16 protein-coding genes are annotated in these 13,933 nt (G+C 64.9%); 6 read left to right on the plus strand and 10 right to left on the minus strand.

The features are described from left to right. The first annotated feature begins 194 nt into the window (after positions 1 to 194). Positions 195 to 1,370 carry a serine hydrolase gene (locus tag E4K65_RS30850; protein ID WP_135177323.1) on the plus strand — a complete coding sequence of 392 codons (1,176 nt, stop codon included), beginning with the start codon at positions 195 to 197 and terminating at the stop codon, positions 1,368 to 1,370. Positions 1,371 to 1,439: 69 nt separating this feature from the next. Here E4K65_RS30850 and E4K65_RS30855 read toward each other — a convergent pair whose 3' ends face one another. Further along, positions 1,440 to 2,276: an outer membrane protein gene (locus E4K65_RS30855; protein ID WP_135177324.1), complete on the minus strand. Its 837-nt coding sequence runs from the start codon at positions 2,274 to 2,276 to the stop codon at positions 1,440 to 1,442. A 272-nt stretch (positions 2,277 to 2,548) separates the two neighbouring features. After that, positions 2,549 to 3,253, minus strand: a complete 705-nt coding sequence (locus E4K65_RS30860) for an SDR family oxidoreductase (protein ID WP_135177325.1) — start codon at positions 3,251 to 3,253, stop codon at positions 2,549 to 2,551. A gap of 100 nt (positions 3,254 to 3,353) precedes the next feature. Between E4K65_RS30860 and E4K65_RS30865 the strand changes: the two genes are divergently transcribed. Beyond that, positions 3,354 to 4,196, plus strand: a complete 843-nt coding sequence (locus E4K65_RS30865; protein ID WP_135177326.1) for a GNAT family N-acetyltransferase — start codon at positions 3,354 to 3,356, stop codon at positions 4,194 to 4,196. A gap of 65 nt (positions 4,197 to 4,261) precedes the next feature. Here the strand turns inward: E4K65_RS30865 and E4K65_RS30870 are convergent, their stop codons facing one another. The 7 genes from E4K65_RS30870 to E4K65_RS30900 all read right to left on the minus strand — a co-directional run bounded on the left by E4K65_RS30870 (position 4,262) and on the right by E4K65_RS30900 (position 7,864). Beyond that, entirely contained in the window at positions 4,262 to 4,708 is a 447-nt protein-coding gene (locus E4K65_RS30870) for a hypothetical protein (protein WP_167771280.1), read from the minus strand. A 166-nt stretch (positions 4,709 to 4,874) separates the two neighbouring features. After that, positions 4,875 to 5,159 carry a hypothetical protein gene (locus E4K65_RS30875; protein ID WP_027549281.1) on the minus strand — a complete coding sequence of 95 codons (285 nt, stop codon included), beginning with the start codon at positions 5,157 to 5,159 and terminating at the stop codon, positions 4,875 to 4,877. Positions 5,160 to 5,171: 12 nt separating this feature from the next. Further along, positions 5,172 to 5,612 carry a curlin gene (locus E4K65_RS30880; protein WP_283813909.1) on the minus strand — a complete coding sequence of 147 codons (441 nt, stop codon included), beginning with the start codon at positions 5,610 to 5,612 and terminating at the stop codon, positions 5,172 to 5,174. 64 nt (positions 5,613 to 5,676) lie between these two features. Further along, entirely contained in the window at positions 5,677 to 6,099 is a 423-nt protein-coding gene (locus E4K65_RS30885) for a curlin (protein WP_235885781.1), read from the minus strand. Between the two features lie 26 nt (positions 6,100 to 6,125). After that, entirely contained in the window at positions 6,126 to 6,518 is a 393-nt protein-coding gene (locus E4K65_RS30890) for a curlin (protein ID WP_135177329.1), read from the minus strand. Positions 6,519 to 6,636: 118 nt separating this feature from the next. Beyond that, the gene (locus tag E4K65_RS30895) at positions 6,637 to 7,038 is read right to left on the minus strand and encodes a curlin subunit CsgB (protein WP_167771281.1); all 402 of its coding nucleotides are present in this window, start codon (positions 7,036 to 7,038) and stop codon (positions 6,637 to 6,639) included. A 166-nt stretch (positions 7,039 to 7,204) separates the two neighbouring features. Next, on the minus strand, positions 7,205 to 7,864 hold the full coding sequence (locus tag E4K65_RS30900; protein WP_135177331.1) for a response regulator transcription factor: 660 nt from the start codon (positions 7,862 to 7,864) through the stop codon (positions 7,205 to 7,207). Between the two features lie 598 nt (positions 7,865 to 8,462). On the opposite strand from E4K65_RS30900, the gene E4K65_RS30905 reads away from it, so the two are divergent. Genes E4K65_RS30905 through E4K65_RS30920 form a run of 4 tightly spaced genes read left to right on the plus strand, consistent with a single transcriptional unit; the run spans position 8,463 to position 12,204 of the window. Beyond that, entirely contained in the window at positions 8,463 to 9,893 is a 1,431-nt protein-coding gene (locus tag E4K65_RS30905; RefSeq protein ID WP_135177332.1) for an efflux RND transporter periplasmic adaptor subunit, read from the plus strand. Further along, positions 9,890 to 10,615, plus strand: a complete 726-nt coding sequence (locus E4K65_RS30910; RefSeq protein WP_135177333.1) for an ABC transporter ATP-binding protein — start codon at positions 9,890 to 9,892, stop codon at positions 10,613 to 10,615. Before E4K65_RS30905 ends, E4K65_RS30910 begins: the two co-directional genes overlap by 4 nt. Continuing rightward, positions 10,612 to 11,835 carry an ABC transporter permease gene (locus E4K65_RS30915; RefSeq protein WP_135177334.1) on the plus strand — a complete coding sequence of 408 codons (1,224 nt, stop codon included), beginning with the start codon at positions 10,612 to 10,614 and terminating at the stop codon, positions 11,833 to 11,835. The genes E4K65_RS30910 and E4K65_RS30915 overlap by 4 nt, the downstream gene beginning before the upstream one ends. 51 nt (positions 11,836 to 11,886) lie before the next feature. After that, positions 11,887 to 12,204 (plus strand): response regulator transcription factor, encoded by a 318-nt coding sequence (locus E4K65_RS30920; RefSeq protein WP_135177335.1) that lies wholly within the window; start codon positions 11,887 to 11,889, stop codon positions 12,202 to 12,204. 249 nt (positions 12,205 to 12,453) lie between these two features. Here E4K65_RS30920 and E4K65_RS30925 read toward each other — a convergent pair whose 3' ends face one another. Further along, positions 12,454 to 13,440, minus strand: a complete 987-nt coding sequence (locus E4K65_RS30925) for an ABC transporter substrate-binding protein (protein WP_135177336.1) — start codon at positions 13,438 to 13,440, stop codon at positions 12,454 to 12,456. Between the last annotated feature and the right edge of the window lie 493 nt (positions 13,441 to 13,933).

A 13,933-nucleotide genomic window follows, 5' to 3' on the forward strand; every position in this document is an offset into this window, starting at 1 on the left:
ATAGACCCACTGCCAACCCACGTCAACAATTGTTAGCCGACAAGCTAAGTAAAATTCGTCGGCGCGGCCGGACGCGGGATCGGCGGCTGGAAGATCCGCCGCGGAACTTCCAACGCGCGATTGTGAATTGAGGCGGGACGCGGTTTACAGGTACGACTGGCGCCGGGGGCGACGGCAATCTGTTCATCAAGCGCGTGTCCCCACTTGTCACCTCACGACCTCTTTCGATCAGCCGGCGTGGCTTCGCCAAGGCGGCCCTGCTTCCGCTCGCAATCAGCCTCGTCAGCCCGCGCAAGGCGGCCGCGGATTCCGACATGATCGCGCAGATGCGTGACATCGTCGCCAACGAGCTGGCGCCGACCGCGACGCCGGACCAACCGGGCGGCCTCGCCGCCGCGCTGTATGCCGGCCGCCATGTCGAGTTTTTCAACTTCGGCCTTGCCGACGACACGACGCGACGGCCGGTCACATCGGACACGCTGTTCAACCTCGCCTCGCTGCGCAAGCCGTTCGAGGCGACGCTGGTCGCGCTCGGCACGCTTCGCGGCGAGTTGCGGCTCGACGATCCCCTGCCGAAATACCTTCCCGAGCTCACCGGCGACAGCATCCGCGGCGTCACCGTCGGCGAGCTCGTCACGCACACGTCGGGACTGCTGCTGCCGACCGACCATCCGCCCTGGCCGAACGAGCAGTTCTCGCGCGCACAGTTCATCGAGATGCTCAACGCATGGAGACCGCGGGCTGGCGAAGCGCCCGGCAAGCAGCGCATCTACAGCCATGCCGGCTACGTGCTTCTCCAGCTCGTGCTCGAACGCTGTTACGGCGCGCCGATCGCAACCCAGTTCGAACAGCGCATCTTCAAGCCGCTGGGCATGACCGCGACCTCGGTGCCCGAACGCGGCGAGGCCAATCGCGCCGTCATGGATGCAGCGTGGATGCAGCGGGTCGTCCAGGGCTATTCGGATCAGGGCATGGCGATCGGCCCGCCCGGCAACCAGCAGAGCTATTTTGACTTTCCCGGCACTGGCCAGGTGTTCTCTTCCCCGCGGGATCTTTCGACCTTCGTTGCGGCCTGCGTCGACGGCCGCTCGGTCGATCCGCATTTGCGCGAGGCGCTGCGGATGACCCAGCACGAGGCCTTCCGCGTCGACGAGAAATTCGGGCAAGGCATGGCCTGGGAGACGGTGCATCTTCCCGAGGCCACCGTCGTCGACAAGCCGGGCGGCCTCAACAACGCCTCCGGCTATATCGGCCTCGTGCCGTCGCGGCGGATCGGCATCGTGCTGCTGGCCAATCGCGGCGAATATCCGCACGAGATCGCGCGCTACAGGATCCTGCCGGCGCTGGCGAAGCTCGTGGCCTCGCACTGAAGCCGGCCCTAAACAGAAAGCCCCGGCTGAGCCGGGGCTTTCCACGCCAGATTCGGAACGGGATGAAGCTCAGTATCTGGCGACGACCGGTCCGCCGAACTTGTAGTTCACGCCGACGCGCACGATGTTCGACTTGATGTCCACCGAGTGGGTGAAGACGCTGCTCGGGAAAGGCAACGTGCCGGCGGAGCCGACCAGATTGGTGCTGGTTGCCGTAGCGCGGCCCAGATCGACATAGAGATATTCGGCCTTGAGCGACCAGCCGCCGCCGAACGCATATTCGGTGCCGACGCCTGCGGTCCAGCCGACGCGCGTGTCGCGGATCGTTCCGGATTCGGCCGCACCACCGGCGAAGGTGTCGGTGAAGTTGAAATTGGCCTTCACCTCCGAGATGGCCGCGCCGCCCGTGGCATAGAGCAGCCAGGTCGGAGCCGCCAGGAAACCGATGCGGCCGCGAATGGTGGCGAGCCAGTCAGCCGAGACCGACGAATTCACGGTGAAGGTGTCCGGTGCGCAGCAGGGATACACGGCCGTGCCCGAGGCGCGGCCCTTGAAGCCGAAATAGTTGATATCGCCTTCGATGCCGAACACGGCGTTGTTGACCTGCCAGTTGTAGCCTGCGGTTAATCCGCCCGTCACGCCGGAGCTGTTGATGCCCTGGGCACCCACCGTGTTGACGGCGGGGACGCTGCTGGCGGCGAAATAGCCCGTCGGAGAAAACACGGTCGAGGTGCTGGGATCGGAGCTGCCCCACTGCCCGCCGACATTGCCGCCGACGTAAAATCCGGTCCAGTTGTAGGCCGGCGTCATCATCGGCGCCTTGGTGTATTGCGCTGCGAGGTCAGCCGCCTGCACCGATGCGGTGCCCAAAACAATCGAAGCGACCGCCAGCAAAAACGTCTTCATTCCAGTCTCCATGCCCACGCGATCAGCTCGCGTTTCGAATGCGCGCGGGCGAGAGGCATCCGGCGCAGATCGGGCATAGGCTGCGGGCCTCATGCCGTCTTGGGCTGCGGCGAAGTTCATAGGGACTGTGACGTAGTGTGAGCCTCACGTGGTGCGAACGGACCAGAAGTGTGACCCGGCAGCCACGCCTCATCCTCCATCGGCGGCGCGCCGCGCGCGGCCGTGTCGCATCACGACAAGGCCCGCGCGAACGTGATGCGAATCTGCCGGCGTCAGACCGAGCGCGTCAGCCCACCGTCCACACGGATGTTCTGGCCGGTGATGTAGGCTGCACCGTCGGACGCCAGGAACGAGATCGTCGCTGCGATCTCCTCGACCGTGCCGTAGCGCTTCATCGGGACGCTGTCGCGGCGCGCATCCAGCTGCGGCAGGCTGTCGATCCAGCCCGGCAGCACGTTGTTCATGCGGATGTTGTCGGCGGCATGGGTGTCGGTGAAGATCTTGGTGAAGGCGGCAAGGCCTGCGCGGAACACCGCCGAGGTCGGAAACATCGCGCTCGGCTCGAATGCCCAGGCGGTCGAGATGTTGATGATGGCGCCGCTCTTCTGCGCCTGCATCACCGGCATCACCAGCCGGGTCGGCCGGATCACGTTGAGGAGATACGTATCGAGTCCGGTGTGCCACTGCTCGTCGGTAATCTCCGTGATCGGCGCGCGCGGCCCGTGGCCCGCACTGTTGACGAGCACGTCGATACGCCCCCACTTCGCCATCGCGCCGTCGACGAGACGCTTCAGATCATCATTCGACGTGTTGGAGCCGGTGACGCCAAGCCCGCCGAGCTCGGCCGCCAGTGCCTCGCCCTTGCCGGAGGACGACAGGATCGCGACGCGAAAGCCGTCGGCCGCGAGCCGCCGCGCGGCCCCTGCCCCCATGCCGCTGCCGCCGGCGGTGACGAGTGCGACTTTCTCTGCTGCCATGACCGATCATCCCTGTCTTGAGGCGAGCCGCGGGCCCGGCCTATCATGAGGCCTTCTACCGCCAGACTTGCCGGCAGGTCCACCGTCGAAGGCATCCGCCATGAGCGATTTGCAGATCCGCAATTTGCGCCCCGAGGAGATCTCGATCGCCGTCGACTGGGCCGCAGCCGAGGGCTGGAATCCGGGCCTCTCCGATGCCGCCTGTTTCGCCATCCCCGACGCGCAAGGCTTCTTCGTCGGCGAGCTCGGCGGCGAGCCGGTCGCGACCGTCTCCTGCGTCAATTACGATGACCGCTTCGCCTTTCTCGGCTTCTACATCGTGCGCGCGGACCTCCGCGGTTCCGGCCACGGCCTGCGCATCTGGAACGCGGCGATCGCGCATGCACGTCCCCGCGTGATCGGCCTCGACGGCGTCGTGGCGCAGCAGGACAACTACAAAAAGTCCGGCTTCCAGCTTGCCTACGCCAATATCCGCTATGGCGGCACCGTCGCAGCGCCGCCGAGGCCGCCCGCCGACGTCGTCGCGCTCGACACGATCCCGTTCGCGCTCATCGACGCCGACGACGCAACGGTGTTCCCCGCGCCGCGCAGCGCCTTCCTGCGCGCCTGGATCAAGACATCAGGCCATGTCGGCCGCGCGCTGCTGCGTGACGGCAAGCTCGCCGCATGGGGCGTGATCCGCCCGTGCCGGACCGGTCGCAAGATCGGCCCGCTCGTCGCCGACGATCGCGAGGCGGCCGAAGCGGTCGTGCAGGCCTTGCTGGCGAGCGCGGACGGTGGCGAAGTCTTCCTCGATGTCCCCGCCGTCAATCGCGAGGCCATCGCACTCACGGAACAGCTCGGCCTCAAGCCGGTGTTCGAGACGGCGCGAATGTACACGGGGCCGATCCCGCCGCTGCGGCTCGACCGTGTCTTCGGCGTGACCAGCTTCGAGCTGGGTTAGAGCATGATCCGGAAAAGTGTGAAGCGGTTTTCCGAAGAGATCATGCTCAAAAAGCAACGCGCTGCTCAGTAGCAGCGCATGATGTTGACGGTGTGCTCGCCGCCGCCACGGCCGGGCACCGTCACCTGCTCCGTCGGGCAGCTCGGCACATAGGGCCGATCGGACGGCACCACGTTGGGCGGAAAGCGATGCGTCCAGTCCCAGGGAACGTCATAGGTGTAGGTGTAGCGCACGTCGGTGGAGGGCGGCTGTCCGGCATCGGCGAAGGGCTGGCTATAGCCTGCGCCGTCGTAAAAGAACCCGCCTCCGCCCGGCCAATAGACCCACGGCGTGTTGCGGCCGCGGAACCGCGCACCCGGCGCGATCGGCGGACGCATTGCCGCAGTCGGCGACGCCGCAGTGGACCCATGCGGAGCGGCGCCGCCGGGCCTTGAAAAACTGTCGCTGGACGAAAGGAGCAGCGCGGCTGCGCTGAGCGAGGCGAACAGCGCCCCATATGATCTGGACATCATGATACGCACCAACTCGTTTGGCTTCGGCGGCTCCCCACCGCACGCTAGGCCGGGCTGTCGCCCACCCGCAAACGTATAATTAATTATTGGTTAAGACACGGGATTAACGGGGAACCCGGTGCGGCAGAACGCCCGGAATTCCGCCTTTTTGCGACGGCGCGATGTGTCAGTGGTCTTGCTGGTGCTTGCGCAGCCAATCGAGCAAGTCCTGCGCATTGCCGGTGCCCTGCGTCACGATCGCGGTGTTTCCGCCGCTGCGCCGGTACACGGTGGTGCGCCCGGGCTCTTTCTCGATCCTGACCTCGGCCTGCGCGGGATCGCCGCTTTGCGTGATCGCCGCCGTCCCGTTTTCGTCCTGGACCACCGTGGTATGGCCATCGCCGGCCCCGGCCGGCGCCATCGCAACCACGCTCATGAATCCTATTCCGGATGCGAGCAGGAGCAACCTCATGTCATACCTCCATCATCGGCCGAACTGAAAGATCGCCAGCCAGTTGAAGCGTCCGAACTGCCTTACCGCTCCCGAGTTCATGTCGCCGATCTGAAGCAGGAGCGCGTTGGTGGAATTGCCGATCTGGGTGATGTCGGCGGTGTTGCTGAGACCGGACTGACCGATCGCCGCGTTGGTGGTGCCGCCCACCTGGATCACATTAGCATAGTTGCGCGTGCCGTTCTGGATGATGGTCGCATCCACCGTTCCCGTTCCGCCGATCTGGATCACCCGCGCGATGTTGATGCGGCTGTTCTCCTCGATCGTGACAGGCTGAACATCGTTGCCGAATTGCACGATCGTCTCGATGCTCACGTTCCGGTTGGTCACGCTGCGCTGGACCGTTCCGGCCGGCGCCTGCGTCGCCGTGCCGACGGCGACAAGCAACGCCGCCACAGCCAGAACCCGCTTCAAGACCTCTCTGCCGCACCGCATCGCGCTTCCCCGCTGGTTCCCGACGCCGATGAGTTCGCGCGCCTTACGGACCGGTCTGGACGATCGTCGAAGTGTTGACCTTGCTGAATTGCGCCACCGTGCCCGTGTTCATGGCGCCGAGCTGCGACACGAGACTGGTCGCCGACTGGCCGGTCTGGCCGACGAAGGCGAAATTGTTCATCCCGGCCTGCCCGATCGACGCCGAATTCGTCCCGCCGAATTGCAGGACGCCCGTGGCATTGTTGGTGCCGTTCTGGACAACGGTCGCACTGGTGCTGCCGCCGATCATGAACACACCCGCCATGTTGAGCTGACTGTTCTGGTTCAGCACGACCGGCGGTCCGCCGACCGACACGATGGTCTTGATGTCGGCGGTCTGGGCGCCGGCCGATCCGGCGCCGGCGCCGCCGAGGGCGAGCACTGCGGCACCCGCGCTTCCCAAGAGACGTTTCAAGAGACGTTTCATGACATGCCTCACCACTTCCGAATTGCTCACGGAGTCTGCTGGAGAATCGTCGAGCCGTTCAGGATTCCGAGCTGCCCGACGCCGGCCACATTGTTCGCGCCGATCTGGCCGATCAGGCTCGAATTGGCGCCGCCGACCTGGCCGGTCAGCGCCGTGTTGGACGCCGTCGCGGTGGTGCCGCCCTGCCCGGTCACCGCGGTGTTGACGGTGAGCAGCGAGCCCATCTGCAAGGTGGTCGCCGTATTGGTCGCGCCGAACTGCAACGTCGTGGCGCTGTTGCTGGTTGAGCCCGTCTGCGAGATGAAGGAGCTGTTGGTCGTGCCGAACTGCAGCACGCTGGCCGAGTTGCCGGCCTTTGCATCGACGGCAGTCAGCGCGCTGAGCGCAATGGCCGTCACAACGAGATAGGTGATCCGCATGTCATGTCCTCCGCGAGAATAGGCGAGCGATCCCTGACTGGTCGGCCCGCCCGATGGCGGTGCTTTCGAGAATGGGCCGGACGCGCCGCGCTGTGACGCGTCCGGTCGACGAGATGGTTCAGTGCGCCGTCTGCGAGACGGTGCTCGTGTTGATGCCGAAGCCGCTGAGCTGGCCGACGCTGGCGGAGTTGTTCTGGAGCGCGGCCGGCCCGAACGAATTCTGGGTGATCGAGCTGCCGTTGTTGATGAAGGCCACCTGGCCGGTGGTCGCCGTGTTCTGCACGCCGACCTGGTTCACGGTGCTGGCGTTGTTGAGCGACGGCGAGCTGGTGCCCTGCATGGTGGACGCACCGTTCAGGATGCCGACCTGGGTCGTCGACGAGCTGTCGTTGGTGAGGCCGTTCTGCGTGACGCTCGAGGAGTTCACGATGCCGAGCTGCACCGTGGTGGACGTGTTGGCGGCCTGGGCCGCGGAAGACAGAGCGAGCACGGCAACGGAAGCAAAAAACAATTTGCGCATGGAGTATCCCTTTCTGGCCAAGTTGTCTGACTGGTTTCGGATGCTGGTCCTGAATGCGACCGACATCGTGGGATCACTCTGAACCGATCGCGGCAATCGCGACAGACTGCAGTTCATGCTAATCGGTACGGACTAGACGTTGCGCGGAATGTCGCCACTCGCAACCTCAGATTTGCGGCTGTCCCGCACTGGCGCGCGTCGTCTCCGCTTCGCGTCCCATGCTGTCGATCAGCCGCGCCACCTCGATCGGCGACCGCAGCTCCATCTTTCGCATCATCCGGGCGCGATGGACCTTCACCGTCACTTCGCTCACGCCAAGCCTCGCCGCGATCTGCTTGGCGACAAGCCCCTCGGCCATCAGCAGCATGATCTCGCGCTCCCTCGACGTCAGCGCCTCGACGCGCTGCCGGGCCTCGCGCACGGCGCGTTCGCGCTCCATCCGTCTGCGGTCGCGCTCAATGCCATGCCTGATCGCATCGAGGATCTCCTGTTCGCGAAAGGGTTTTGGCAGAAATTCGACCGCGCCGCGCTTCATCGCCTCGACCGAGACACGGACGTCGGAATGGCCGCTGATGAAAACGATCGGAATGGGCACGCCCGATTCGGCGAGCTTGCGCTGAAGCTCAAGTCCGGTCGGCGACGTGCCGGGAAAGCGGACGTCGAGCACGAGGCATGAGGGTCCGTCGGAAAGCCTCTCCCTGAGGAATTCGTCCGTCGAGGCAAACAGCCTCACCTGATGTCCCGTCTCCTCGCAAAGTCTCCCGATCGCGCTTCGTATCTCGATTTCGTCGTCAACGACATAAACTGTAGCTTGATTTGAATCCATTGCATCAAACTCCCGGACCTGGCCTCGATGATCCAGCAACGAGCCATCCATTGTTCTTGCAAGCGAAAACAAGGTTCTTGAATGCACCGGCGAGAACCGGTCGAGTCGCGTCTGCCCGTCGGTTTGACGTCTTAAGGCCAACACCCGGCCGAGACGAGTGAAGGCGTTCACATATCGGGCTTCGTGATGGAAAGGTCTCGATGCCGCCGACGGCGGCGTCACCGCGAGACGCCATATCGAGGATGCGGCAATTCGGCGTCTCGACCGAGGTATCGCCCAACTGCGTCATGGTGTCGCCACTCATGCGCCAACTCGAACGCCGGCGGCCGGCCACTTGGACCAAACCACACGAGACGTTCAGTCAGCTATCGAGTTCGATACCGCGCGCAACCTCTGGAATACGCCGGGTATGCACTTCACGCAAATCACGAAAGGTCGCGCCCGCGCATTTTACTTCTGGATCGTCCAGCGCGCCCGACCGTCGCCCCGGCCGCGACGACATACTAACGTATCGATATTGATTTTGACAATTTACAACCATAGCGCGATCTCGCTCCGCACCGGCAACGAAGCCATTTCAAGCAGGCGGGTTTTTGATATGCGATTTGTGCCAATTATTGCCTTGCTCGGAGCTGCATGCGCCCTCGCCGCGGCCTTCGCCACAGAGCCGGCCGTCGTCGCCGGCGCCGCCGGTAGCGCGGCAGACACGGCGGCTCACGCCTATGACTCGACGAAGCGGCTGCTCGTGCCCGGCAGGCGCGAAGCTCCGGCCTTCGGGTCGGATGCGCCGATGTTCCGCTATGCCGCGATCCAGCGCGGCAGCATCGAGCAGACGATCACCGTCACCGGCGCGCTACAGCCGGTCAAGACGATCGAGGTCGGCTCCCAGCTGTCGGGGCAGCTCGCCCGGGTCTATGTCGACTTCAACGACACCGTCAGCAAGGACCAGCCGCTCGCCCTGATCGATCCGCGCAGCTTCGCGGCCAAGGTCGACGAAGCCAGGGCTTCCATGGCGGTCTCCAATTCCCTGGTCGACATCGCGCGCGCCAAGCTCGATCGCGCCAGGATCGATCTGCAGAACGCAAAGGGCAGCCGCGACGTGCTCGCCGCCAAGCTCGAGAGCGCCCAGGCGGTCAAGAGCTCGGCACAGAAGACCTTGCAGCGCAAGCTGGCGCTCCAGTCGCAAAACGTGGTGGCGACGACGACGGTCGACGACGCGCAGACCGAGTTCACGGCACGTCTGGCCCAGGAGCGCGAGGCCGAGGTCCTCATGTCGCTCAACGCCTACTCCGTGGACGGTGCCCAGGCCGACGTCCGCCGGATCGAAGCCGAGCTGCAACAGGCCCGCATGGCGGTGCCGGAGAAGGCGGCCGTTCTCGCCGCGGCCCAGGCCGATCTCGACCGCACCGTGATCCGCTCGCCGATCGACGGCGTCGTCGTCGGCAGGTTCGTCAACGAGGGCCAGACGCTCGCGGTTGGCCTCGAGTCGCGCACCACCTTCGTGGTCGCCCATCGCCTGGAAGACATGGAGATTCACGCCCAGGTCGACGAGGCCGATATCGGGCGCATCGCCTCCGGCCAGCGCGCCTATTTCACGGTGGATGCCTACCCCGACCGCCGCTTCGAGGCCGTGGTGCGGCAGGTGCGCAAGGCGCCGCAGAACCAGCAGCACGTCGTCACCTACACCGTCGTGCTGTCGACCTCCAATCTCGACGGCGCGCTGCTGCCTGGCATGACGGCCCTGGTGAAGATCGTGATCGAGCGGCAGGACGACGTGCTGAAGGTGCCGCTCGCCGCACTGCGTTTCCAACCGTCCGGCGCGCGTCCTGACCCGGCCACCGCGCACAGCGGCGTGTGGGTGCGCACTGCCGGCGGCTCGCTCCAGCGCATTGCGGTGACGGTCGGCGCGGCCGGCACCGAACAGGTCGCACTCAAGAGCGGCGACCTCGTCGAAGGCAGCCAGGTCGCCGTCGGCCAGGCCATCCGGCCGGCCGGCATGGAGTTTTTCGGAATCAGGTTCGGATCATGACTGCCCCCCTTCCCCTCATCAGTCTCCGGTCCGTATCCAGGACCTATCGCACCGACGGGGTCGCGGTGGCGGCGGTGCGCAACGTCAGCTTCGACATCGCGCAGGGCGAGATCGTCGCCGTGATGGGACCGTCGGGGTCCGGCAAGTCGACGCTGATGAACATGATCGGGCTGCTCGACCTGCCGAGCGAGGGTGAGGTCCATCTCGAGGGAGCGAACGTCGCCGAGCTCTCGGAAGATCGCCGGTCGTCCTTGCGCGCCCGCAGCATCGGCTTCGTGTTCCAGTCCTACAACCTGCTCGCACGCCATAATGCGATCGAGAACGTCGCACTGCCGCTGGTCTATGGCGGCATCAGCCGCAAGGCGCGCCTGGCGCGCGCCGAACAGAGCCTTCAGGCCGTCGGCATGCTGCACCGGGCCCATCATTTTCCGCGGCAGCTCTCGGGCGGCGAGCAGCAGCGCGTCGCGATCGCGCGTGCGCTGATCGCCTCCCCGCTGATCGTGCTCGCCGACGAGCCGACCGGCGCGCTCGACAGTCGCACCGGCGCCGAGATCCTGGCGCTGTTCGCCGCGCTCAACCGGACCGGCCAGACCATCGTGATGATCACGCATGACCCCGGCATCGCGACGCAGTGCCGGCGCACCATCCGCCTGCACGACGGCGAGCTCGTCAGCGACGAGACGCTGGTTCCGCTGCTGCCGAAACGGAGCGCGGTGTCATGACGATGCTCCAGGGTTTTCAGATCGCCCTGCACGCCCTGCGCCTCAATCCATTGCGCAGCTTCCTCACCATGCTCGGCATCGTGATCGGCGTCGCCTCGATCGTGACGGTGTTTGCGATCGGGTCCGGCGCGCAGCTTCGCCTCCAGGAGCAGATCCGCTCGATCGGCGCCAACGTGCTGATGATCACGCCGGGCGCCGTCTATCAGGGCGGCGTGCGCCTCAAGGACGGCAGCAAGCTGACGATGACCGAGAGCGACGTGCAGGCCATCCTCGAGCAGATTCCGGAGATCCAGGCCGCGGCCGGCTCGATCGCCGGGACGGCGCAGGTCATCCACGAGAGCAAGAACTGGAATACGACCATCAACGGCACCACGACCGGTCACTTCATGGTGCGCGACTGGCAGCTCGCGGCCGGACGTTATTTCTCCGGCACCGAGGAGGCCGGCGCCGGCAAGGTCGTGATCCTCGGCAGCACGGTCGCACGCGAGCTGTTCGCGCCGGGCGACGATCCGATCGGCGCGCAGATCAGGATCATGAAGGTGCCGCTCGAAGTGGTCGGCGTGCTCGATCGCAAGGGCCCGGCGCAGGACGACGTCGCCTTCGTGCCGCTCAGCACGGCCAAGCTGCGCTTCCTCGGCAGCGCGAGCAACATCAACCGGGATTCGGTCGCCTACATCATTGCCAAGGTGGCCGCGGACGGTCAGATGGCGGGCGCGCGATCGGAGATCGAAAGCCTGCTGCGGCAGCGCCACCGTGTCCCCGCCGGCCAGGAGGACGACTTCAAGGTCCAGGATCCGGCCGCCGCCATGGAAGCGCAGCAGGGCGCGATCCGCACCGTGGCGCTCCTGCTCGTCGCCATCGCCTCGGTCTCGCTGCTCGTCGGCGGCATCAGCATCATGAATGTCATGATCGTCTCGGTCACCGAGCGCACGCGGGAGATCGGGATTCGCCGCGCGCTTGGCGGGCGGATGCGGGACATCCGCCTCCAGTTTCTCTGCGAGGCGCTCGTCCTCTGCCTGCTCGGCGGCGCCATCGGCGTTGCCGGCGGCATCACGCTCTCGATGACCGTCGCCCGCATGGCCGGATGGATCACCTCGATCGACGGCGAGGCGATCGGCCTTGCCCTCGTCTTCTCGATCGCGACCGGCCTGATCTTCGGCTTCTACCCCGCCCACAAGGCGTCCAGACTCAGCCCGATCGAGGCGCTCAAGACGGAGTGAGAAGATGCCGGGGGCGGCCGCATCAACCAGAAGACCAGGGAGGAGCCAGTCATGAGCCCGGATCCGAAGGATTCGATTACACCGACGCCGCGTGAGCGTGAGCTGATGATGTTGATCGCGCGGGGCATGCAGAACAAGAACATCGCCTACGAGCTCAAGATCTCGGAGAACACGGTGCGGGCGCATATCGGCAACATCATGCGCAAATACCGCCTCCAGAACCGGACCCAGATCGCGATCATCTATGCGCTCAAGACAGTCCCGCTTTCGCTGCGGCGCGATCGGGCCAGGAGCGTAGCCAACCCGGCGGCCGTCAAGCCGGCACAGGCCCTCGCGCAGGCTCCGCGGGTGCCGACGGCGCCGGACTAACCGCCCCGGCCACAATCCCTTGGCAGCCCGTCGGGCAAGACACCCAAGACCGGGGTCAAGCGACCAGTATCAAAATAATTCTATTTATGCGAATTCGGAATTTTGTTAGACATTATTCACTCCGACCCAAGGAAGGCGGGCGTATCGCGATCGTCTGCTATGGCCTGGTACAATTTACTTGCGGCGCGGTTTGGCTAGGGCGGACATTGCACGAGGTCCGAGAAGGGCCACAAGCCGAAGCGACAAGCCTTATTCGATCACCTCGTCCGCGCGGGCGAGCAGCAGCGGCGGCACGATGACGCCAAGCGCCTTTGCGGTCTTCAGATTGATCGCCAGTTCGAACTTGATCGGTTGTTCGATCGGCAGGTCGGCCGGCTTCGCACCTTTGAAAATCTTGTCGACGAAAGCGGAGGCTCGACGATAGAGATCTCCAACATCGGCCCCGTAAGTCAGAAGGAAGCCCGCCTCTGCCAACTCTCTCTGGGTAGAGACGGCTGGCAGCCGATTCTTCAAGGCCATTTCTGCAATCTGGCTGCGGTGGTTGAATAACACACTATCTCCCTGCATGACGCACGCCTGCACGCGCTCCCGAACCATCAGCGCAAACGCCTGTTCAAGTGAGTCCAACCCACGGGCTTCGGCGGGGATAGTCGTCAACCCCAGTGTCGGCGCGATTTCCATCATCGCCGTCAGCCGGGTCCGAGTAGCCGCAACGTCCGGATTAAACAGAATACCCACACGCGAGACGCCCGGCAGCGCTTCCTTCAGCATCTCAAACCGCTTGGCAAAAATCTCGCCGCCCGCATCCACGGTCAGCCCGGTAACGTTCCCGCCGGGGCGCGCCAGACTAGCGACAAGCCCGGCGCGAACCGGATCAAGGCCGGTAGTCATGACGATCGGGATGGTCGTGGTCGCCTTCATCGCCGCTTCTGTGAGCGGATTGAACCCGGTGACGATGATGTCCACACGAAGCCGGACGAAGTCTGCCGCAAGCGCGGGCAGTCGTTCTATCTCGCCGTCGGCGAAGCGGTACTCGATGGCGACATTCTCGCCAAGTTGGTAGCCGAGCTTGCGGAGGCCCTCTTCGAACGCCTTAATGGAATAGACGCGCTCCCCAGTCCCCAATGACAGATATCCAACACGGTAAAGCCGCCCTTTAGGTCGCTGCGCCCGCGCGGTAGCCGACCACGCCGCTGCCGTACCACCAAAAAGCGTGATGAACTCGCGGCGTCGCATACATCCCCCTCAGGGAAAACTCGTCGACGCCTCAAGCCTATCACTTTCCGACGAGGCGGTGGGGTGAGAAAGGACTGCCAGTCGATCCTGGGCGCTGCGACCAATGTCCAAATTGGGTCAAAACCGGCAAGACGCTGATTGAGCAGAAAATTTCTGCTTAGATCCCAAAAGCCGGCGTTTGCACCTTTATGAGTGCACGCCCTTCTGTAATGGGCCCGATGATGTCAAGCCTCCCGAGTGAACGTCACGCCGCCGAACTCATGCTTCTGTCCGTGGTCAACGCCTGGCCGCCACATCATGCTGTCAGAGGGAGCGGTGAGCCTATCTAGATACGCGTGGTTCGTCAGATGACGGCCACTGGGCGTGTAACGGCTTCACCGGATCCACCGTCCCGGCGACGGGACTTCGGGCACTGGGCTTCAGTTCAGCCCGGTTGCGTTCTTGATCTCCTCCACGTCTTCTATGCCGCGATCGGCCCCGCTTCGGTCCATCG

It is taken from the genome of Bradyrhizobium niftali, assembly GCF_004571025.1.
In the GTDB taxonomy this organism is placed as follows: domain Bacteria; phylum Pseudomonadota; class Alphaproteobacteria; order Rhizobiales; family Xanthobacteraceae; genus Bradyrhizobium; species Bradyrhizobium niftali.